This is a genomic window from Billgrantia sulfidoxydans, from assembly GCF_017868775.1.
In the GTDB taxonomy this organism is placed as follows: domain Bacteria; phylum Pseudomonadota; class Gammaproteobacteria; order Pseudomonadales; family Halomonadaceae; genus Halomonas; species Halomonas sulfidoxydans.
This window is the reverse complement of record NZ_CP053381.1, coordinates 3,126,358-3,146,638: the sequence shown is the minus strand read 5'-3', so window position 1 is coordinate 3,146,638 and position 20,281 is coordinate 3,126,358. Positions and strand designations below refer to the sequence as shown.

Genomic DNA, 20,281 nt, shown 5'->3' with positions numbered 1-20,281 from the left:
CTGCGGTTGTCTTGGCCGGCTGGACTGACTTCCCCTGGTAACCATGGCCTCGGACGCCTTCGGATGACCCTACAGGATAGCAACCGATCTCCCCATGCGGCCGATCGAGACGCCGGCGGGGGGTAACGCAGAGTGGAGACGACGTATGGCTTGGAATGAGCCGGGTGGCGGCAATCAGCATGACCCCTGGAGCGGCGGGGGCCGGCGCGGCGGTGGCAATGGCGGCGGCGGAAACCGGGGGGGGAACCAGGGGCCACCCGACCTTGACGAGGCCCTGAAGAAGTTCCAGGACAAGCTCAACAACATGCTCGGCGGCCGTGGCGGCAAGGGCGGTGGCCGTGGCGGCAAGGGCGGAGGCGGGCGTCCGCGCAACACCTTTGCCCTGCCCGGGCTGTTGCTCATCATCGCCCTGGGCATCTGGGGGGCGATGGGCTTCTACCTGGTCGACCAGGCCGAACGCGGCGTGGTGCTGCGCTTCGGCGAGTACCAGACCGTGGTGGGGCCCGGCCTGCACTGGAACCCGCCGCTGATCGACGACGTGCGCATGGTCAACGTCACCCGCGTGCGCTCGCTGACCCAGACCCAGTCGATGCTGACCCGCGACGAAAACATTGTCGAGGTCGAGATATCGGCCCAGTATCAGGTCAACGATCCGCGTGACTTCGTGCTCAACGTGCGCAATCCGCAGCTGTCCATCGAGAACGCACTGGACTCCGCGTTGCGCCACGTGGTCGGCGGCACCGACATGATCGAGATCCTGACCTCCGGGCGCGAAATCCTCGGCAGCTCCGTGGCGAGCCGCCTGCAGACCTATCTCGACAGCTACGGCACCGGCATTCGCCTGCAGACCATCAACATCGAGTCGACCTCGGCGCCGGCACCGGTCATCGACGCCTTCGACGACGTGATCCGGGCGCGCGAGGATCGCCAGCGGACCATCAACGAGGGCATGGCCTACGCCAACGCCATCATCCCGGCCGCCCAGGGCCAGGCCCAGCGTCTGGTCGAGCAGGGCCAGGGTTACCGCGAATCGGTGGTGGCCGAGGCGCAGGGTCAGGTCAACCGCTTCAACGCGCTGCTGGCCCAGTACCGCAATGCGCCGGAGATCATGCGCGAACGTCTCTACCTCGATGCCATGGCCGACGTCTTCGCGCGTACGCCGAAGGTGTTGGTCGACGTGCGCGAGGATGCGCCGCTGATGTACCTGCCGCTCGACCAGCGCCCCGGCGGGGCCGGCGGCGAAGGCAGCGGCGAGGCGGATCGCGGCGAAGACGGCGAACTCGACCCGCGTGTGCTCGAGCGCCTGCGCAGCGCCTCGTCGTCGCAGGGGGGTAGCAATACCGGTGGTATCCGCAGGGAGGGCCGCTAAATGGTCAACAACCGTTCCTTGATCATCGTCGGCGGCCTCGCTGCCGTGGCCTGGCTTGCCAGCAACAGTCTCTACGTGGTCGACGAGACCGAACGCGCCGTCAAGCTGCGCTTCGGTGAGGTCATCGAGGAGAACATTCAGCCCGGGCTGCACTTCAAGGTGCCGATCACCCAGACGGTTCGCAAGTTCGATACCCGGGTGCTGACGCTGGACACCGACACCAGCCGCTACCTGACGCTCGAGCAGAAAGCGGTGATCGTCGACTCCTACGTCAAGTGGCAGGTGGTCAACCCCACGCGCTACTACGAGGCCACGGCCGGCGACGAGACCATGGCGATCCGCCTGATCCAGCCGCGGGTCGACGAGAGCCTGCGTAACGAGTTCGGCCGCCTCGACCTTCAGCAGATCATCGCCGAGCGTCGCGACGACCTGATGATCCGGCCGACCCAGGAGCTCGACTCACTGATGCGCGAGGAGCTCGGCGTGTCGATCCTCGACGTTCGCGTCAAGCGCATCGACCTGCCCGACGACGTCTCGACGGCGGTGTTCGACCGCATGCGCTCCGAGCGCGAGCGCGAGGCCCGCGAATGGCGTGCCCAGGGGCAGGAAGAGTCCGAACGCATCCGCGCCAATGCCGATCGTCGGCGCCAGGTGCTGCTGGCCCAGGCCACCGAGCGGGCCGAGACCCTGCGCGGCGAGGGGGATGCCGAAGCGGCCGCGATCTTCTCCGAGGCCTACGGCCAGAACCCCGAGTTCTTCACCTTCTGGCGCAGCCTCAATGCCTATCGCGCCAGCTTCGACGGCGAGCGGGACATGCTGGTGCTCGACCCGACCAGCGATTTCTTCCGCTACCTGCGTAGCCCCGAGGTCCAGAACGGGGAGTGAGCCACATGAGGTCGGCCGCAGGGGCGGCCGACCTCCTCGTGTTGGCGGGCGGGGTTCAACCGGCCGCTAAACGTGGTAGAATCGGTCAACCGGGCGTGGCCCGGTTTTTTTGTGGGCCTTTTTCGCCATCGCGTCCTTTTTTGCCCGCCCAATCGCCTTGCAGGATTGACGACATGACCATTGCTGACCGCTGGCTGCTGCCCGACGGCATGGATGAAGTGCTGCCGCCCCAGGCGAGCCGCATGGAGGAGCTGCGCCGGGCGCTGCTCGACCTCTATTACCGCTGGGGCTACGATCAGGTGATGCCGCCGCCGGTGGAATTCCTCGACTCCCTGCTGACCGGTACCGGCACCGATCTGGACCTGCAAACCTTCAAGCTGACCGATCAACTCACCGGGCGCCTGATGGGGGTGAGTGCGGACGTGACGCCCCAGGTGGCGCGCATGGACGCCCACTCCATGCATCACCAGGGGCCGGCCAGGCTGTGCTACTGCACCAATGTGCTGCGGGCCAAGGCCGACCAGCACCAGGGAGGGCGCAGTCCGGTGCAGGTCGGCGTCGAGCTGTTCGGCCATGCCGGCCTGGAGGCGGACCTGGAGATCCTGCGCCTGGCGCTGTTGAGCCTCAAGGCTGCCGGGGCCGGCGAGCTGCACTTGGCGTTGGGCCATATCGGCATCTATCGTAGCCTGGTACAGGCGGCCGAACTGGAACCCGACCAGGAGCGCGCCCTGTTCGAGGCCCTGGAGCTGAAGTCGCCGGGGGCACTGGCCCAGCAGATCGAGGCAGGCGTGAGCGACCCCACGCTGGCGGAGATGTTCCGTGCCCTGGGCCGCCTGCATGGCGGACCCGAAGTGCTCGACAACGCGCGCGATGCCCTTGTCGGTGCCCCGGCGGCCGTGACTGGCGCCTTGGCGCAGCTCGAGGCGTTGTACCGGGGGGTGGCCGAGGAGCACCCCGAGGTCGAGTTCTATTTCGATCTGGCCGAACTGCGTGGCTACCAGTACCACACCGGGATGATGTTTGCGGCCTTCGTGCCGGGTTACGGCCAGGCGCTGGCCAAGGGCGGCCGCTATGACGATACCGGGCGCGCCTTCGGCCGGGCGCGCCCCGCCACCGGTTTCTCGATGGACCTGAAGCTGCTCGCCACGCTGGTGCAGAGCGAACCGGCCTGTGACGGCATCTGGGCACCCGCCGACGGGGAGGGTGTGGCAGAGGCCATCGCCTCGCTGCGCGATGCTGGGCACCGGGTGGTGCAGGCGCTGCCGGGGCAGACGACGTCGCCCGAAGCGCATCGCTGCAGCCTGCGGCTGGTGCAGGTTGAAGGTCGCTGGCAGACGCAGGCGCTCCAGGGCAGGGGCGAACCAGCCGAGCGAGGCTGAATTGGACGAGACCGGCAAGCGGGCCGGATGACGAGCACGGCCCGCAGGGCCGGATCATCGACGCGCACGTACGCGGCGCCGACACGAGAGACGAGACACAATGGGCAAGAACGTAGTCGTACTGGGTACCCAGTGGGGTGACGAAGGCAAGGGCAAGGTGGTCGACCTGCTGACCGAATCCGCCGCGGCGGTGGTACGCTTCCAGGGCGGGCACAACGCCGGGCATACGCTGGTCATCGACGGCGAGAAGACCGTGCTGCACCTGATCCCCTCCGGCATCCTGCGCCAGGGCAAGACCTGTGTCATCGGCAACGGCGTGGTGCTGTCGCCGGAGGCGCTGATCAAGGAGATCCGCGAACTCGAGACCAAGGGCGTGCCGGTCCGCGAGCGGCTGCGTCTCTCACCGGCCTGCCCGCTGATCCTGCCGTACCACGTGCGCCTCGATCTGGCCCGCGAGAAGGCTCGCGGGGTGGCCAAGATCGGCACCACCGGCCGCGGCATCGGTCCGGCCTACGAGGACAAGGTGGCGCGTCGCGGCCTGCGCCTGGGCGACATGCTGCACCGCGAGCGCTTCGCCTCCAAGCTCGGCGAGGTGCTCGACTACCACAACTTCGTGCTGGTCAACTATCACGGCGAGAAGGCGGTGGACTTCCAGCAGATCCTCGACGAGGCCATGGAAATGGCCGAGGAACTGCGTCCGATGGTGTGCGATACGGTGAGCCTGGTGCACGAGCTGCGCCGCGCCGGCGAGAACATTCTGTTCGAAGGCGCCCAGGGGTCGCTGCTCGACATCGATCACGGTACCTATCCGTTCGTCACCAGCTCCAACACCACCGCCGGCGGCACCGCCACCGGCTCCGGCGTCGGCCCACTCTACCTCGACTACGTGCTCGGTATCACCAAGGCCTATACCACCCGAGTCGGCTCGGGCCCGTTCCCCACCGAGCTGTTCGACGAGCATGGCCGCCACCTGGCCGAGCGCGGCCATGAGTTCGGCGCCACCACCGGGCGCCCGCGCCGCTGTGGCTGGTTCGATGCCGTGGCCCTGCGCCACGCGGTGCAGATCAACTCGGTCTCGGGGATCTGCCTGACCAAGCTCGACGTGCTCGACGGGCTCGAGAACATCCGCGTCTGCGTGGGCTATCGCAGCAAGGACGGCGACGTGCTCGACAATCCGGTCGACTCGGAGGGCTACGAGGCGGTCGAGCCGGTCTACGAGGACCTGCCGGGCTGGAGCGAGTCGACCCTGGGGGCCAAGCGCATCGAGGACCTGCCGGCCAATGCGCGCTCCTACATCAGCTTCCTCGAGGAGAAGGTGGGCACCTCGATCGACATTGTCTCGACCGGTCCGGATCGCAACGAGACCATCGTGCTGCGCAACCCGTTCGAGGGCTGAGCGCGTCTCGCGGCGGACGAGGCCGGCACCTGGGTGCCGGCCTCGTCGTATCCCGCCTCAGTTACGCGAGAGTCCTTCGAATGCCTGCGTTTCGCGCCGACCTTCGTCGTCGATCACCAGATGCCGTTGCACGTCGGGGTCCATGAAGTACAAGGTCGCGTAGCCACCGGCGCCGCGGTTGTAGATGGGGCGCATCGAAGCCAGGAAGTCGTCGAAGCGCGACTCCCCGAAGCGGGCGCGATACATCTCCATCCAGGCGAAGTACTGGTTGTCCTTGAGAAACCCCGTGTACTGTTCGCGCGGCGCCAGGTCGCCCAGCTCGGCGGGATCCTCGAGGATATCCATGGCGAAGTCCACCGCATCGTGCATGCTGCCGCCACCGATCTCCATGTCATAAACGTCGTAGCCCTGGCGGTGGGTGATCTCCATGATCGGAATCAGATAGAGCAGCGCGTAGTTCTGGTAGTGGGTAGCGCGACGGCCGCGCTCCATCTCGAGCGGAAACGCTCCTTCCTCGGTCATGTCATGCAGGGCGGAATGGATCGCGCTGACGCCGAAGCGGAACATGTCGTCATCCTCGGTCAGCACCCCGATCATGGCGGCATAGAGCGCACGGCGATAGAAGTGGTTGTTGCAGCAGCTGCTGTCGGCACCTTCGATCTCCATGTGGACGCTGGCCAGTTCGTTGAGCCACGCTTCCACCCGCGCCTGCTCCTCGTCCAGCCCCTCCACATGGGGGCGAACCACGGAATAGGCCATGCCGGCGGCGAAGATCATCGACTCCAGCGAGAACCAGGCCTGGGGCTCTTCCCAGTGGTAATGGAAATCCAGCAGGGCATCGTCCCGGGCCCACTTGTCGAGGAACCTGACCAGGCATTCGGCATAGTAATCGTCGTCGCTGGCGACGTAGGCGCCGGCGAGCTCCGAGACGGTATCCTCGAAATCGAACAGCGGCTCGGTGGCGAGCCTCCAGGCGTCGGGAGTGGGATAAAAGCCGGGAATGCGCATCTGGTCGGTGATGGTCGGGATTTCCAGCCGCTGTTGGCAGCTCGGCGCATACTTGGCCAGCTCCTCACGATGCTGTAGCAACAGGCTGTTGTCCGTCTCCCGGAGCAGCGCCATGCGCTCCTCGACGTCGAAGTAGGACGCGTCCACGTCACGCACGGTGTAATCGGAGAGATCCAGTTCCCGGCGCTCCTCCAGCGTCAGGGCCTGAGTCGCGGCGCTGCCTGCCAGCAGAACCGCGGCCGTCGCACGCACGATCCAGGGGGGGATGGTAGCGTAGGGAGCATGCTTTCCTTGGTAGCTCATCGTTTGTCAGCCTCCTGCTTCGATGCGGCAGCGGCTGACGCTAGCCGCTACCTTGGCTCGGGTGCGTAAAGACGAAAGGCGGAGAAGTCGACGTGCTGGTCGTGCGGCGTACGCCACTTCTCGCCCGTGCCGCCGAAGAAGGTCGAGAACATCACGCCGTCGACGCCGAGCGCTTCAGTGGTGCGCAGCACCATCTCCCTGCGCTCGAGGACGGGCCAGCCATCGATCCATAGCCGGACGATGCCATCGCGCTCTTCGGGGTCGTTGAGGATCACTTCCTGCTCGACGGTCACCCAACGGCCGGTGGGGAAGTGCCAGCTGCCGCGGCCAAGGGAGTCGCCTTCGAGACCGACCGTATAGGGGTAGAGTTCGCCCTGTCCGTCCTGGCGCCACATGAGGCGCAGCGAGAAGCCGTTCTCTCCCGTCACTGCCTCGCCGCCGCTAGGTGCGTCACCGCCGTAGAGTCCGGGAAGCTTACCTCCCTTTACAAAGTCAAAGTTTTCTTCAAACCGTAACCGATAGTGTAGACATGCCCGGTCGGTATCCTGCAAGCCCCTTTCCTCGGTATAGAAACCGAGGCCGCCACGCGGTATGTCCTTCCGTTCGGCATCGCTGGGCGAAGAGCTGTTACGGGGGTAGTGGGCGCGCAGGGCCGGCTCCGCCAACCCGCTGGTCACGGCGGCGAGCAATTCGGCATTGGTTTCGGTGCCCCAGTCACGGGTCGAGGCGAAGTCCTCGCGAATCGCCCCCTTGGCGGTCTGCAGCGCATGTCGTGGTCTCAGGGTGGCCACCAGGGGATAGCGCTCCGAACAGGGCGCCAGGCGCGGAGAGGGAAGATCGCCATCGTCGGGAGCATCGGCGCTGACGCCGGGGAGCCCCCCGGCGACGCTCAACAGGCCGAGCAGCAGGGTGGCATGGGCTGGGCGACGTGGGGTGTGCGGCATCCGTGCCTCCGCTGTCGAAGGTGGGGCAGGAGCGCCTCTCAAGCGGGGGAGAGGCGCTCCCTTCGGTCTCAGTCGCCCTCGCCGCCGCTGGCGGCAGCGGCGATGGCCGCTTCATCGGTGAGCAGCTGACGCAGGGTCTCGATGGCCATCTGCCCTTCGCTCTCGAACACCTCGTCGAGCCATAGCAGGGCCTGCTGCTGGTTGGCCTGCTCCAGCCCCCGGGCCGACAGGTAGGCTTCGGCCAGGGCGAGTCGCGCGCTTCTGTGCCCCTGGCTGGCCGCCTGGTAGAGATAGTCGGCGCCCCGCTCGGGATCGCGCTCGACGATTTCGCCGCGCAGGTACTCGCGGCCGAGGGAGGCCTGGGCACCGGGGTGGCCCTGCTCGGCGGCCTCGAGCAGCAGATCGTGGCCCTGCTCGACGTCCTGGTCGATGGCACCTTCCCCACGCAGCAGGGCGAGCCCCAGTCCTACGCGTGCGTGAATGGCGCCGGCATCGCTGGCCTGGCGGTACCAGCGTTCGGCCTGCTCGGCATCCGGCTCCACGCCGTCGCCGTTCTGGTAGGCTTCGCCCAGGTGGAAGGCGGCTTGTGCGTTACCCGCTTCGGCGGCGGCGGTCAGCAGCTCCATGCCGCGCTCCACGTTGCGTTCGACGCCGTCCCCGGTCAGGTAGGCTTCGCCCAGGTCGGCGCGAGCCCCGGCATGGCCCCGCGAGACGGCGGCTTCGAGGTACTCGATGCCACGTTCGGTGGCGCCGCGGTCCAGGTACATGCGGCCCAGGCTGGCGGCGGCGCCGGCGTGGCCGGCCTGGTGCGCCTGTCCCAGCCAGTATTCCGCTCGTCCCTGGTCCTGCTGGACCCCTTCCCCGCGGAGGAAGGCGCGACCCAGGTCGGCCATGGCGCCCGGGTGGCCATCCTCGGCGGCGGCCACCAGCGCCTCCATATTGCCCTGGGCGCCCAGGTCGCGCTGCAGGTAGGTGAGCGCTTCGTCGGCGGATTCGTGCCCGGCCTCCTGCGCCCGGGTCAGCCAGCGGTTGGCTTCGCTCAGGTCGCGCTCGACCCCATCGCCGTTGCGATAGGCGCGGCCGAGGACCACCATGGCGTAGGCGTCGCCCTGCTGGGCGGCCTGGGTCAGCAGTTGGATGCCCTGGGTGGGATCCTCACGCAGCGGCCCCTCCAGGTAGCCTTCGCCGAGCAGGGTCATGGCCGTGGTGTCGCCGGCCTGGGCGGCCTGAAGCAGCAGCTCCTCGCCGCGGCTGGGCTGGAAGTTGGGGTTTTCCTCGTCCAGGTAGGCTTCGCCGAGCAACCGCATCGCGCCCGACTGCCCGTGCTCAGCGGCCTGGAGCAGCAGCTCCTCGCCGCGGGCGGGATCCTGCGGCACGCCGCGACCCTTGAGGTAGGCTTCGCCCAGTTGCTGGGTGGCCCAGGGGTGACCAAGTTCGTGGCCTCGCTCGAGGTATTCGACGGCGATGTAGGGTTGGCCGGCGACCCGCTCGTCGTCGAGATAGAGCGCGCCCAGCTGGGCCAACGCCAGCGCGTGATCCTGTTCGGCCGCCTGCTCGAGCAGGTTCATGCCGCGGGGCAGGTCGTTGAGCCCCCCCTGGCCATTGACCAGCGCACGGCCGAGAATCACCTGGGCATCCACCGAGCCCGCCTCGATCGCCTCGCGCAGCCAGCGCTCGGCTTGTACCGGCTGCGGCTGGCCAGCGGTGCCTTCGAGCAGCGCCTCGCCGTAGTAGGTCATGGCATCGACCTGTCCGTCCCCGGCCGCCTCCGCGAGCAGTTCGATACCCCGGGCGTGGTCGCCGGCGTCGATCAGCTCGCGCCCGGTGCGGGCCAGGGCGTCGACGTCGCCGGCCTCGGCGGCCTGGCGCATCCAGCGGATGCGCTGCTCGGGCTGGTCACCGAGCATGCCGTCCGCCGAGTACATCGAGGCCAGCTGCAGCATGGCACCGGTGTCGCCCTGGCTGGCCTTCGACTCGAGGGTCTCGGCGAAGCGCTGGGCATAGTCCATGGCCAGGGCGGGATCCTCCTTCAGCCAGCCGCCGGGAGAGTGCGCCTCGGCCAGGGTTTCCAGGGCCTTGGCATCGCCGCGGGCGGCGGCGCGCTCCAGCAGCCGCTTGGCCGTGTCCGGGTCGGCCTCGATGTTCTCGGTGCCCTCGGCCAGCATCTCGGCCAGCCGGCTCTCGGCATCCTGCTCGACGCCCTCTTCCATGGCTTGCCAGAGCAGGTGGTAGGCCAGCACGTCGTTCTGCTCGACCCCGCGACCCTCCTGGTAGAGGCGCCCCAGGTGCAGCGAGGCCTGGCCATGGATGGAGGATTGCAGGTCCAGCGCCTGGCCATAGAGCCTGGCCGCCCGGGCAGGGTCCGGCTCAACGCCGATGCCCCGCTCGTAGAGCTTCCCGGCCTCGTAGAAGGCCGGCATGATGTTGCGTGCCATCAGCGCGTCGAGGTGCTTCAGGGCCTCGTCGTAGCGCTCCTCCTCGATCAGGCGCTTGCTGTAGTTGATGACGTCCCAGTCCCGGCCCGAGATGTCGGCATCGATCACGCCGCCGAACCAGCCCTGGTAGGCCTCCGGAACGGGCGGGGCATGCTCGCCAGGCGCCGAGCCGCCGGGCGCTGCGCAGCCGACGAGTCCGGCCGTGATGGTGATCGCTGCCGCCAGTCGCAGCGAGGGGATGAGTCGATTCCTGACGTTCGTGCGTTCCATGGGTTCCCCTCTTCGATGTGTGGTTTTCTGTCGTTGGCTCAATTGCTCAGGCCGCGGAAGGCTTCGGTGCGGCGCCGCTCCTCGTCCAGGTAGACGTGTTGCTGGGCTTCGGGGTCCATGAAATAGAGGGTCATGAAGCCACCGGCGCTGCGGTTGTAGGTCGGCCGCACCCGGGTGATGAAACGCGCCATCTGCGGATGGTCGTAGCGGGCGAGGTAGACCTCCATCCAGGTGAAGTACTGCGGGTCGCGCAGGAACCCCGTGAACTGTTCCAGCGGTGCGTAATCGCCCAGCGCCTGCGGGTTGTCGAGGATCTGGAACAGATAATCGACGGCCTCGTGAATGTTGTTGCCTTCGTACTCCAGATCGAAGATGTCGTAGCCCTGGCGCTGAATGACCTGCATGTTGGTGATGAGGTAATTGAGCGCATAGTTCTGGTAATGGGTGGCGCGTCGGCCGCGGCTCACTTCGAGGGGCAGGGCGCCCTCCTCGGTCATGTCGTGCAGCGCGGAATAGATGGCGCTGACGCCGAAGCGGAACAGCTCGTCATCCTCCACCAGCACGCCGATCATGCTGGCGTAGAGCGCACGGCGGTAGAAGTGGTTGTTGCAGCAGCTCTCCTCCGGTTGCCCGGGAAATGCCGAGTGCTGCAGGGCGAGGCCGTGCAGCCACTGCTCGATCTCGGCGCGCTCCTCCTCCAGGCCGTCCACGTAGGGGCGCACGATGGAGTAGGCCATGGCGGCGGCGAACAGCATCGACTCCGCGGCGAACCAGGCCTGAGGGTCGTTGGGGTCGAAGACGAAGGTAGTCAGTGCCTTGGCCTCGGCCCAACCGTGCAGGAAGCGCACCAGGCACTCGGCATAGAAGGGGTCGCCGCTGGCGACGAAGCTGCCGGCGAGTACCGACACGCTGTCCTCGAAGGCGAACAGCGGCTCGGTGGCCAGCTCCCACTCCTCGGGGTTGGGGTAGAAGCCGGGTATCCCGCCCCGCGTGGTAATGGGCTTGAAATTGAGCATCTGGCGACAGCTGGGGCCCGTTTCGAGCTCGTCCTGAAGCTGCAGCAGGATCGAGTTGTCGGTCTCGTCGAGCAGGGCCATGCGCGCTTCGACGTCGAAGTAGCCGGCATCCGTATCGGTGACCCGGTACTCCGAGAGGTCGAGCTCCATGCGCTCTTCGCGCGAGAGTGTGTCGGCCATTGCCGCGCTGCCGCCCATCGCCATCAGGGCGAGGGGAAGCGTGCACAGCAGGCTTGCAGTCAGTCCTTTTGCTACGGCAAGGGGCATGATCGGCGTCGCTCCATTGGCGCTCGATTGCGGAATGGTCAAGGGTGGGACGTGAAGAAGCGAAAGGCGGCAAAGTCCACGTACTGGTCGCGGGGCGTACGCCACCCTTCGCCGCTGCCGCCGAAGAAGGTGGAGAACATCAGCCCGTCGATGGTGACCGACGGCGAGGTGCGATAGACGATGTTCTGCTGCTCCAGCACCGGGCGGCCGTCGATCCACAGCCGGGCAATGCCGTTCTCCTGGCCGGGGTCGTTGAGCACGACTTCCTGCTCGACGGTGACCCACTGCCCCAGGGGAAAGCGCCAGAAGCCGCGTCCCACCGACTCGCCCTCGAAGCCGACCACGTAGGGATAGAGCTCACCTTCCCCCTCTTCGCGCCACATCAGGCGCATCGAGAAACCATTCTTCCCGTCGACCTCTTCGCCTCCCGAGGGGGCGTCGCCGCCGTAAAGCCCCGGCAGCTTGCCCCCGCGCACGAAATCGAAGTCCGCCGGGAAGCGGATCATGTAGCTCAGGCAGGCCTGTTCGGCGCCCTTGATCGAGGGCGGGTCGCTGTAGAAGCCCGCCCCGCCGATCGGCTTCTCTCCCGGCGAGGAGGTACCGGCGGGATAGTGCACGCGCAGGCCGGGCTCGCCGATCCCGGTCTGCTCGGTGCCGAGGCGTTCGACGTTCTCCTCGGTGCCCCAGTGGCGCCTGGTGTGAAAGTTCTGGCGCACGGCGGCATGGCCGTCCACGGCCTGATGCGGACGCGGCGTCTCGGCCTGTACGTAGCGCTGCGAGCAGGCGACCTCCTGGGGAATGCCGACGACGGCGTCGTCGGCTTTGTCGGCCTGGGCGGCAAGGCTCGTCAGCAGCAGCCCTGCGCCCAGCAGCGGTACCCAGCCGCAGGCGGCGTGCCGGGAATCAGCTTTCATCGGTGCTTTCATCGTTGTCCTCCGTGGCGGCGCGATAGATGTCGTCGCCGAACTGGATGACCGAGCGTACGCCCTGCCAGATCCGCTCCGAGGCGGCGCCCAGCAGCGGGGCTTCGGTGAAGCGCACGTCAACGGGTTGGCCGACACTCTCCGCAGGCAGCGGCTCCTCGGGTACCAGCAGCACGCTGGCCACGTTCTGCTGCTGGCGCACCCAACTGGGGAAGCCGGCGCGTGGCTGGCGTTCGACGTCGAGGGCGACGTTGCGCACCCGGGCACGGATCGGCTGGTTGGCATTGGCCAGGGTCACGTACGCTTTCTGGTTGGGCTCGATGCGGCTGATGTCGTTCATGTGCACCAGGGCCTCGACCAGCACGTCATCCTCGTCGGTGCGGATCAGGGTCATGATCCGTTCGCTTTCGTTGATGTAGACGCCGTCGGCACTGCTCAGGGCCCAGGCCACCAGGCAATCGCACGGACTGTAGATCTCGTTGCTGGCCATGCGCGCCTCGAGGGCGGCAATGCGCGAACTCTCATAGTCGCGCACGGTCTCGAACTGCTCGACGCGGGCCTGGGCGATCTCCGGTGAGACCGACTCGAAGGTCATGGTGTCGCCGCTGGCCGGCTGCGCCGAGTTGGCCAGGCTGACCTCCTGCATGCCGCCTTCGATGTGCTCGCGCAGGTTCTCGATCAAGCGGTTGTTGTAGTTGAGCGCCGCCTCGGCCAGGATCAGGTCCGACTCCAGTTCGCTGTTGACCACGTTGGTCAGCAGTTGGTCCCGTTCGACCTGGTCCCCGGCCGTCAGCTCGTGCTCGCCGAGGATGCCCGGCCCCGGTGCGCGAATGTCGATGCGCGGCGCGGTGACGGCGGCGAAGCTCGGCTCGATCAGCATGAAGTTGCGATAGGCCGTGGCGGCCCCGACCAGCACCAGCAGGCCGATGGCGGCGAACAGCAGGAGGTAGCGTCCCATCGGCTTGGGCGGACGCGACGGCGGAGTAGGGCGAGTCGCCTGGCGCTTGCGCGGCGTCTGCGGGTCCTCGCCGCCGATCAGGCCCTCCACATTGGGGGTGCGGCCGCTGAGCGCGCTGCGGATGATCTGGCGCAGCAGCTCGCGATGCTGCGGCTCGATCTCGGTGATCTCGAAGCTGGTGTCGTAGCCGCTACCGCCGTCGGCGGGCCTCGAGCGCAGGCACTCCGCCCGGAGCGGTACGATCAGCTCGGTTGCTCCGGCCATCATCAGCAGCGAGGCGGAGATGCGCTCGCCCGGCTGGAAGCCGCGCGGGCCGCGTGCGGAGAAGCCGCCCAGTGAAACGTCGTTACCGTTCAGCTCCGCGTCGCTGTCGTCGAGGTCGACGCGAAACGGCAGGCTGACACGGATGTAGCCTCGCTCGTCACGGCGCTCATGCTGCAGTCGGTCGCCTTGGGTCAGGCGCGCGCTGTCTCGATCGGTATGCCTCGACTCGGCCGAAGCATCGGGTTGCCGGTGCGGCCGATCCCCCCCCAGGGTAGGCTCGTGCCGCTTGGCGTCGTCGTTGAAGAAGTTGTCAGCCATCCGTTGGTCGCTCCTTGCGTCAGGGTTGGGCCACTGCCACGTCGGTCGGCGCAGCAGGCTCGACCCTGAGTCGTACGTTGACGAGAGTCAGGTCATGTTCGTCAAAGGCCAGTCGGCAGTTCGCATCCACGGTGCACTCGGCGGCATCCTGGATGGGTTCGCCATTCGGGCCCTGGATCAATTCCGCCACGGCGGGTGAAATGGCCAGTAGGGTGGCGCCCTGGTTGCCGTGGATTCGCTTGTCACTCGGCAGCGTGTTCCGCTGCAGGGTCTCGACCAGGTCGCCTTCGAGACGGAAGTAGCCGGGAGGCAGCTGCACCGAGTCGCCGCGCTTGTCGGCGAGGACGGCGCCGAGCCAGCGGTCGAGCCGCTCGGGGTCGTGGTCGCTCTCCCAGGTCTGGCTGCGGGCGATGTGCAGCGATACCCGATCCGGCGGTGTCATCACGCCGGTGGAGAGCAGCAGAATGAACAGCAGCACGCCGTAGGCGAAGCCGTGCAGCACGTGGCCCATGCGTCGCTGCCTGCTGGCCGCGACGGGATCGTCCGGCTCCCCTGCGGAGATGCCCTGGCGCGACCACTTCTGCCGGTTGAAGCGAAAGCTGACATAGGTCTTCAGCATCGCGCCCCACACCTGGTTGTAGTAGATCAGCGGGATCCACAGCAGGCTGAAGCGTCCGCGCTGCCACGCCAGGATCGAGGTCGCGATACCGCGGGTGAAGAGGATCCACAGCACGTAGGCGAAGAAGAACGAGGGCCTCACGAACAGCGACACCAGCGTCACCACCGTGGGGCCGACCAGCGTCGTCCACATGGAGAGACGCTGATCCACCAGGCTCCACCAGGTGAACATCCCCATCGGCCGCGGCCCTAGGGCGATGGCCCGGTTGCTGGTGCGCAGCATGTTGCCGTACCAGCGTCGCATCAGGTCGGTGGTCGAGGCGAAGAAGCGCCGCCGGTCGGGCAGCTCCTCGAACCCGGTGACGAAGACGTCGGGAATGTAGAGCATGCGCCAGCCGTTCTTCAGCAGCCAGTACCACGAGGACTTGTCGTCGCCCGAGAGGAACTTGAAGTTGCCGAAGCGCCAATGGTCGACGTGGTCGCTCTCGATCAGCTCGATGAAATCCGGCTGGGTGGCCAGATCGGCGCGGAACACGCTGTAGCGGCCGGTCAACACCAGCAGGCGTCGCGAGACCGACATCGAGCTCATCATCAGATGGCGCTGCGCATAGCGCAGGTCATACCACTCGCGGGTGGCATCGTTGCCCGTCACTTCGGCGCGGTTGTTGGTGGTCAGGGCGCCCAGGTCGTCCTGCGACTGGAAGAAGGAGAGCGAACGAGACAGCGTACCCGGCTCGAGCCGGATATCGCCGTCCATCGACACCAGCAGCGAGCCCGGCGCCGGCAGGCGCCGGGAGATCGCCCGCAGCACCTCGGCCATGGCCGAGCGCTTGCCGTCCCCCTTCTGGAACATGTAGCGCACTTCGACGTTCCGCGGCCAATCGTGCTCGTCCATGACGTGGGTAATGACGTCCACGTCGGTACGATCCGAGACGGAGGCGAAGATGGTGGTCGGCACGCCGTAGTCACGCGCCTCGCGAATCAGGGCGTCATAGACCTGAAAGTTCACCGTCGCCTCGATCCGGAACGAGGTGCACAGCACGAACAGCTCGGGCGGCTTCTCCTCCTCGCCGATCGCGTCCGCCTCGGCCCGCATCTGCGGGAAGACTCGCCGGTTGTACCACACCGAGCGCACGGCCTGTACGGCCCACCAGGAGTAGCGCCATATGGCGATCCACCCGATGACGAAGATGAAGCTCTCCGACTCCGGCGAGAACACGTTCGAGGGCAGCTCGCTGAGGATGACCACCATCAATGCCAGGCCGAACAGGAAGGTGGTGAGTTCCGTGATCCGGCTGGCAGTGGACGGGTCTGGGGGCGTCGCGGACATGGTCACTCCTCAGGCCAGTACCGGCCGCACGGAATCACCTCGTCCGATGCCGTAGTAGGCGAGGCCGGCGGCCTTGACGGTATCGGGTTGGAACAGGTTGCGGCCGTCAACCAGCACCGGCTCCGCGAGCTTCTCGTAGAGCTCTGGGAAGTCGATGGTGCGGAAGGCCTTCCATTCGGTGCAGATGACGAGAGCGTGAGCCCCTTCCAAGGCGTCGTCACGCTGCTCGGCCAGCACCAGGTCATCGCGCTCACCATAGATCCGACGGCACTCGTCGGCGGCCTCCGGATCGTAGGCCTGGACCCGGGCACCGGCATCCCATAGCGCCTCCATCAAGGCGCGGCTGGGCGCCTCGCGCATGTCGTCGGTGTTGGGCTTGAAGGCGAGCCCCCAGACGGCGATGGTCTTGCCCGCGAGCTGGCCATCGAAGGCTTGGCAGAGCTTCTCGAACAGCTTGTTCTTCTGCCGGGCGTTGACGCGCTCCACGGCCTTGATCATCTCGGCGGGGTGGCCGATCTCCTCGGCGGTATGGGCCAAGGCCTTGACGTCCTTGGGGAAGCAGGAGCCGCCATAGCCGCAGCCCGGGTAGATGAAGCTGTAGCCGATACGCGGGTCGGAGCCGATACCGTGGCGCACCTCCTCGACGTCGGCGCCGAGGCGCTCGGCGAGATTGGCGATCTCGTTGATGAAGCTGATCTTGGTGGCCAACATGGCGTTCGCGGCGTACTTGGTCAGCTCGGCGCTGCGTATGCCCATGAACATCATCTTGTCGCGCTGGCGGTTGTAGGGGCCGTAGCACTCCGACATGGCCTTCCTCACGCGCTCGGAATCGGTGCCGATGATGATGCGAGAGCCGCGCGAGAAGTCCTCGATGGCGGCGCCTTCCTTAAGGAACTCGGGGTTGGAGCAGACATCGAACGCCTGGTCGAGACCGCGCTTCTCCAGCTCGGCGGCCACGGTGCGCTCCACCTTGCTGGCGGTGCCCACGGGCACGGTCGACTTGTCGACGATGACCTTGTAGTCGTTCATGTGCTGACCGATGGTCTCGGCGACCTTCAGCACATACTTGAGGTCGGCGCTGCCATCCTCGTCGGAAGGGGTCCCCACGGCAATGAACTGGAGCAGGCCGAACTCCACCGCCTTGGCCGCATCGGTGGTGAACTCGAGGCGTCCCGCGCCCTTGTTCTTGCTGATCAGTTCCTCCAGGCCGGGCTCGTAGATGGGCACTTCTCCGGCATTGAGGCGGGCGACTTTCTCCTCATCGACGTCTACGCACATGACCCGATGGCCGACATCGGCCAGACAGGCGCCGGTTACAAGACCCACATAGCCAGATCCGAAGATGGTGATCTTCATGGTCGTCGTCGCTCCTTGCAGTTGTGGCCCTGTCATCCAATCAACGCCATCGCGCCGCTGCCGAAATGGCCGGCGGGCGATGGCGAGCAGGGCCGTGTTCATTTAGTTAGCGTGCCATGTGGTACGCAACATTCGCGCCAACTAGAAAACACCGTTTCCAATCAGAATGTTGGCGCAACCGAGGAAGAGTTGACGCTTGCAGGACGTGCACGATCTGTCGCTTATAAGAGACATTTGTGAGCCGAAGCCGCCTGAGCCTTGCAGATCAAGGGCTTGGAATGTCTCTTATTAGCGACAAGGATAGGTCATGAAGAGGTAACTTAATGAATCGATTTGTTTAATTCAGTCAGAGCAAGTGTTCACTGCCTCAGACATCCGCCGACCTGGCCGAGACGCGCGCTTCCATGCGGGCCAGGAACACGCCCATGATGCGCTCGTAGAGCTGGCGGCCCAGCACGCTGTCCTCGATACCGGCGTCGACGTTGGGGTTGTCGTTCACCTCGATGACGACCACGCGCTCGCCGGCCTGCTTGAGGTCGACGCCGTACAGCCCATCGCCGATCAAGCGGGTCGCCTTGAGTGCCGCCCTGATCACGGCGGGCGGCACGTCGGCGGGGTCGTGGGTGGTGAAGCCGCCGCTCTTCACCCGGGCGCCGGAATGGTCGTAGATCTGCCAGTGGCCGCGCGCCATGTAGTAGCGGCTGGCGAACAGCACCTGGCCGTCCAGCACGCCGATGCGCCAGTCGTACTCGGTGGGCAGCCACTCCTGCAGCAGCAGCAGGGCGGAATCTTCGAACAGACGCCGGGCCTCTCGCTCGAGCTGCTCCAGCGACTCGATCTTCACCACCCCGCGGGAGAAGGAGCCGTCGGGTATCTTGAGCACCAGGGGAAAGCTCAGGCCGGCGATGCGTTCCGCCAACGGGCGTCGGTCGCGCCGCTTCAGCAGCACACCCTCCGGGGCCGGTACGCCGCGGGCCCGCAGCAGCGCATGCAGGTAGACCTTGTTGGTGCAGCGCAGGATGTCCCGCGGCGAGTCGATCACCACCAGCCCCTCGTGCTCGGCGAGCCGGGCCATGCGATAGGTGTGATGATCCAGCGCCGTGGTCTCGCGGATGAACAGCCCGTCGAACTCGGCCAGCCGCCCCGCATCGCGCCGGGTGATAAGCGAGACGTCGATGCCCAGCTTGCGCCCGGCGCGGATAAAGGCCTTGAGCGCGCTCTTGTTGCTCGGCGGCATGGCCTCCTTGGGATCGACCAGTATCGCCAGGTCGAAGCGGTAGCGGCGGCGTGCCTTGGGCGTGCGCCACACCTTGCGTGAATGCCGGTTGAGGGCGGAGGCGAACAGGTCCTGCTCGTCGGCGTTGAGGTCGCGAAGAGGGATTGGCTTGAGCCGGGCCAGACGCCACAGGTCGTGGCGCCGTACCAGGCGTGCCTCGAGCAGCGGGCAGGGCAGGCGCTCGAAGAGCTTGCGGGCGAGCCGGGCCAGCTCAGGCTCGAGGCATTCGCCGAACAGCACGCGCAGCGTCACGCTGTCTCCGGCAAGCCTGCCCTGGCGCGCCAGCTCGCCGAGCAGCGGCGCCAGCGTATCCAGCTGCAGGTCGACCAGGGCCTTGCGCGACAGCTCGTTGAGGGTTTCCACGCTGGGCAGCACGCGCTGGCCGCGTGCCTGGGCCAGCAGCGAAACGTAGTAGCCAGTGCCGAGATAATCGAGTTCGCCGCACAGGTTGATCACATGGGTACTGCGGTCCTGGTCGGCGGCGCTACGATGGCGCCGGTCCAGGGCCAGGAAGTCGTCGGCGCTGATCAGGTCCTCGGAAGGGTAATAGGGCCGCCAGTCTTCCTGTCGATCGACGACGATACGCAAGGGGCACATGGGCGAAATCCGTCTGCTGGGGGAGGGGCGGCTTTGCCGCGGGTTGCGGCCAGCATGCCGCTGCAACTTGCTGTCGACAAGCGCCCCGACAGGTGAAATGATTTCATGATGGCAGGCGGGTCGAGCGCTGCCGTCAAGTTCCCTTTCATGCGTACCCGCATGGCCACCGCCAGCCTGGAGAAAGCCCATGTCCGTTGCTCTGCGCCAGGCCCAGCCACAGGATCTGGGCGCTCTCTACCGCCTGGAGCAGGTAGCCTTCAGCGGAGATCGCTTCAGCCGTCGACAGCTCTGGCACTTATTGAATCGCGCTCATGCCGAGACGCTTGTCGCCGACGATGGAGAGCGGCTCATGGGGTATGGCACCCTGCTGTTCCGGCGCGGCAGCCGTCGCGCCCGGCTCTACTCGTTCTGCGTGCACCCAGAAGCGCGCGGCAGCGGGTTGGGGCGCCAATTGCTCGAGGCACTGGAGCGGGTTGCCCTGGGACACGACGCCGAGGCGCTGGGGCTGGAGGTGAGGGCGGACAATCGCGTTGCCCTGGGGCTCTACCGGCGCATGGGATTTAGGCTGGAGCGCTGGCTCGACGACTACTACGAGGATGGCTGCGCCGGCTGGCAGATGAGCAAGCCGCTTGGCGTGTCGACATGAACCGGCGCGGCTGAGCCCAGGCGCGCAGGGATGGGCCCGGGCTGGTAGACTTCCCGGCATGATTGGGCAAACAAGGACACCGCCATGCCTTCTTTCGACATTGTTTCCGAATACGACAAGCACGAGGCCAGCAATGCCGTCGACCAGGCCAACCGAGAAATCCAGGGGCGCTTCGACTTCAAGGGCGTCAAGGCCAGCTTCGAGCTGAATGGCGATACGGTGCAGCTCGAGGCCGAGGTCGACTTCCAGCTCAAGCAGATGCTCGACGTGCTGCGCAATCGGCTCATCGCCCGCGGCATCGATGCCCGCTGCATGGAGGAGCAGGAGCCAGAACTCTCGGGCGTGCGGGCTCGCCAAGAGGTCAAGCTCAAGCAGGGGCTCGAGCAGAAGGAGGCCAAGGACATCGTCAAGCGCATCAAGGACAGCAAGCTCAAGGTCCAGGCGCAGATCCAGGGCGAGAAGGTGCGGGTCACCGGCAAGAAGCGCGACGACCTGCAGGAGGTCATTGCCATGCTGCGCGGCGAAGGCGGCCCCGACCTGGCGTTGCAGTTCGACAATTTTCGCGATTGAGAGGCGCAGCCTCACGCCATCGGCTCCGGTCGATGGCGAATCGTTGATCTGGCGCAAGTGCGCGTCGAACGCCACTTGAAAACCGGCCCTGCGCCACCAATTCTGTTCATGCCGGAACGGGCTCGAAGCCCGTCCTATGCGTCACGTGTCTCA

The 20,281-nt window shown here is 66.6% G+C and carries 15 protein-coding genes; 6 read left to right on the top strand and 9 right to left on the bottom strand.

All coding sequences use genetic code 11. From position 1 onward, the window contains the following. Positions 1-145: 145 nt before the first annotated feature. The 4 genes from hflK to HNO51_RS14560 all read left to right on the top strand — a co-directional run bounded on the left by hflK (position 146) and on the right by HNO51_RS14560 (position 5,029). Positions 146-1,369 (top strand): FtsH protease activity modulator HflK, encoded by a 1,224-nt coding sequence (hflK, locus tag HNO51_RS14575; protein WP_197448016.1) that lies wholly within the window; start codon positions 146-148, stop codon positions 1,367-1,369. Further along, complete coding sequence (hflC, locus tag HNO51_RS14570; protein ID WP_197448015.1) at positions 1,370-2,254, top strand: protease modulator HflC; 885 nt, start codon at positions 1,370-1,372, stop codon at positions 2,252-2,254. 173 nt (positions 2,255-2,427) lie between these two features. Continuing rightward, positions 2,428-3,633: an ATP phosphoribosyltransferase regulatory subunit gene (locus HNO51_RS14565; protein WP_197448014.1), complete on the top strand. Its 1,206-nt coding sequence runs from the start codon at positions 2,428-2,430 to the stop codon at positions 3,631-3,633. A 100-nt stretch (positions 3,634-3,733) separates the two neighbouring features. Further along, positions 3,734-5,029: an adenylosuccinate synthase gene (locus tag HNO51_RS14560; protein ID WP_197448013.1), complete on the top strand. Its 1,296-nt coding sequence runs from the start codon at positions 3,734-3,736 to the stop codon at positions 5,027-5,029. Positions 5,030-5,086: 57 nt separating this feature from the next. On the opposite strand, the gene HNO51_RS14555 is transcribed toward HNO51_RS14560, so the two are convergent. The 9 genes from HNO51_RS14555 to HNO51_RS14515 all read right to left on the bottom strand — a co-directional run bounded on the left by HNO51_RS14555 (position 5,087) and on the right by HNO51_RS14515 (position 18,912). Continuing rightward, on the bottom strand, positions 5,087-6,340 hold the full coding sequence (locus tag HNO51_RS14555; RefSeq protein WP_209537709.1) for an alginate lyase family protein: 1,254 nt from the start codon (positions 6,338-6,340) through the stop codon (positions 5,087-5,089). 47 nt (positions 6,341-6,387) lie between these two features. After that, the gene (locus tag HNO51_RS14550) at positions 6,388-7,284 is read right to left on the bottom strand and encodes a polysaccharide lyase (protein ID WP_197448011.1); all 897 of its coding nucleotides are present in this window, start codon (positions 7,282-7,284) and stop codon (positions 6,388-6,390) included. A gap of 68 nt (positions 7,285-7,352) precedes the next feature. Then, a complete protein-coding gene (locus tag HNO51_RS14545; RefSeq protein WP_197448010.1) occupies positions 7,353-9,989 on the bottom strand; it encodes a tetratricopeptide repeat protein in 2,637 nt (878 codons plus the stop codon). 38 nt (positions 9,990-10,027) lie between these two features. After that, positions 10,028-11,272, bottom strand: coding sequence for an alginate lyase family protein (locus tag HNO51_RS14540; RefSeq protein WP_197448009.1), 1,245 nt, complete (start codon positions 11,270-11,272; stop codon positions 10,028-10,030). A gap of 38 nt (positions 11,273-11,310) precedes the next feature. Continuing rightward, entirely contained in the window at positions 11,311-12,186 is an 876-nt protein-coding gene (locus HNO51_RS14535; protein WP_234283740.1) for a polysaccharide lyase, read from the bottom strand. Continuing rightward, positions 12,176-13,735, bottom strand: coding sequence for a PilZ domain-containing protein (locus HNO51_RS14530; RefSeq protein WP_197448008.1), 1,560 nt, complete (start codon positions 13,733-13,735; stop codon positions 12,176-12,178). The genes HNO51_RS14535 and HNO51_RS14530 overlap by 11 nt, the downstream gene beginning before the upstream one ends. A 19-nt stretch (positions 13,736-13,754) precedes the next feature. After that, the gene (locus tag HNO51_RS14525; RefSeq protein ID WP_197448007.1) at positions 13,755-15,683 is read right to left on the bottom strand and encodes a glycosyltransferase; all 1,929 of its coding nucleotides are present in this window, start codon (positions 15,681-15,683) and stop codon (positions 13,755-13,757) included. A 9-nt stretch (positions 15,684-15,692) separates the two neighbouring features. Beyond that, on the bottom strand, positions 15,693-17,039 hold the full coding sequence (locus tag HNO51_RS14520) for a UDP-glucose dehydrogenase family protein (RefSeq protein WP_197448006.1): 1,347 nt from the start codon (positions 17,037-17,039) through the stop codon (positions 15,693-15,695). Between the two features lie 367 nt (positions 17,040-17,406). Next, positions 17,407-18,912 (bottom strand): RimK family protein, encoded by a 1,506-nt coding sequence (locus tag HNO51_RS14515; protein ID WP_209537708.1) that lies wholly within the window; start codon positions 18,910-18,912, stop codon positions 17,407-17,409. 187 nt (positions 18,913-19,099) lie between these two features. Here HNO51_RS14515 and HNO51_RS14510 point away from each other — a divergent pair, with 187 nt between their 5' ends. Both HNO51_RS14510 and HNO51_RS14505 read left to right on the top strand, forming a co-directional pair. Next, a complete protein-coding gene (locus HNO51_RS14510; RefSeq protein WP_197448004.1) occupies positions 19,100-19,558 on the top strand; it encodes a GNAT family N-acetyltransferase in 459 nt (152 codons plus the stop codon). Between the two features lie 84 nt (positions 19,559-19,642). Beyond that, entirely contained in the window at positions 19,643-20,128 is a 486-nt protein-coding gene (locus tag HNO51_RS14505; protein ID WP_197448003.1) for a YajQ family cyclic di-GMP-binding protein, read from the top strand. The last annotated feature ends 153 nt before the right edge of the window (positions 20,129-20,281 follow it).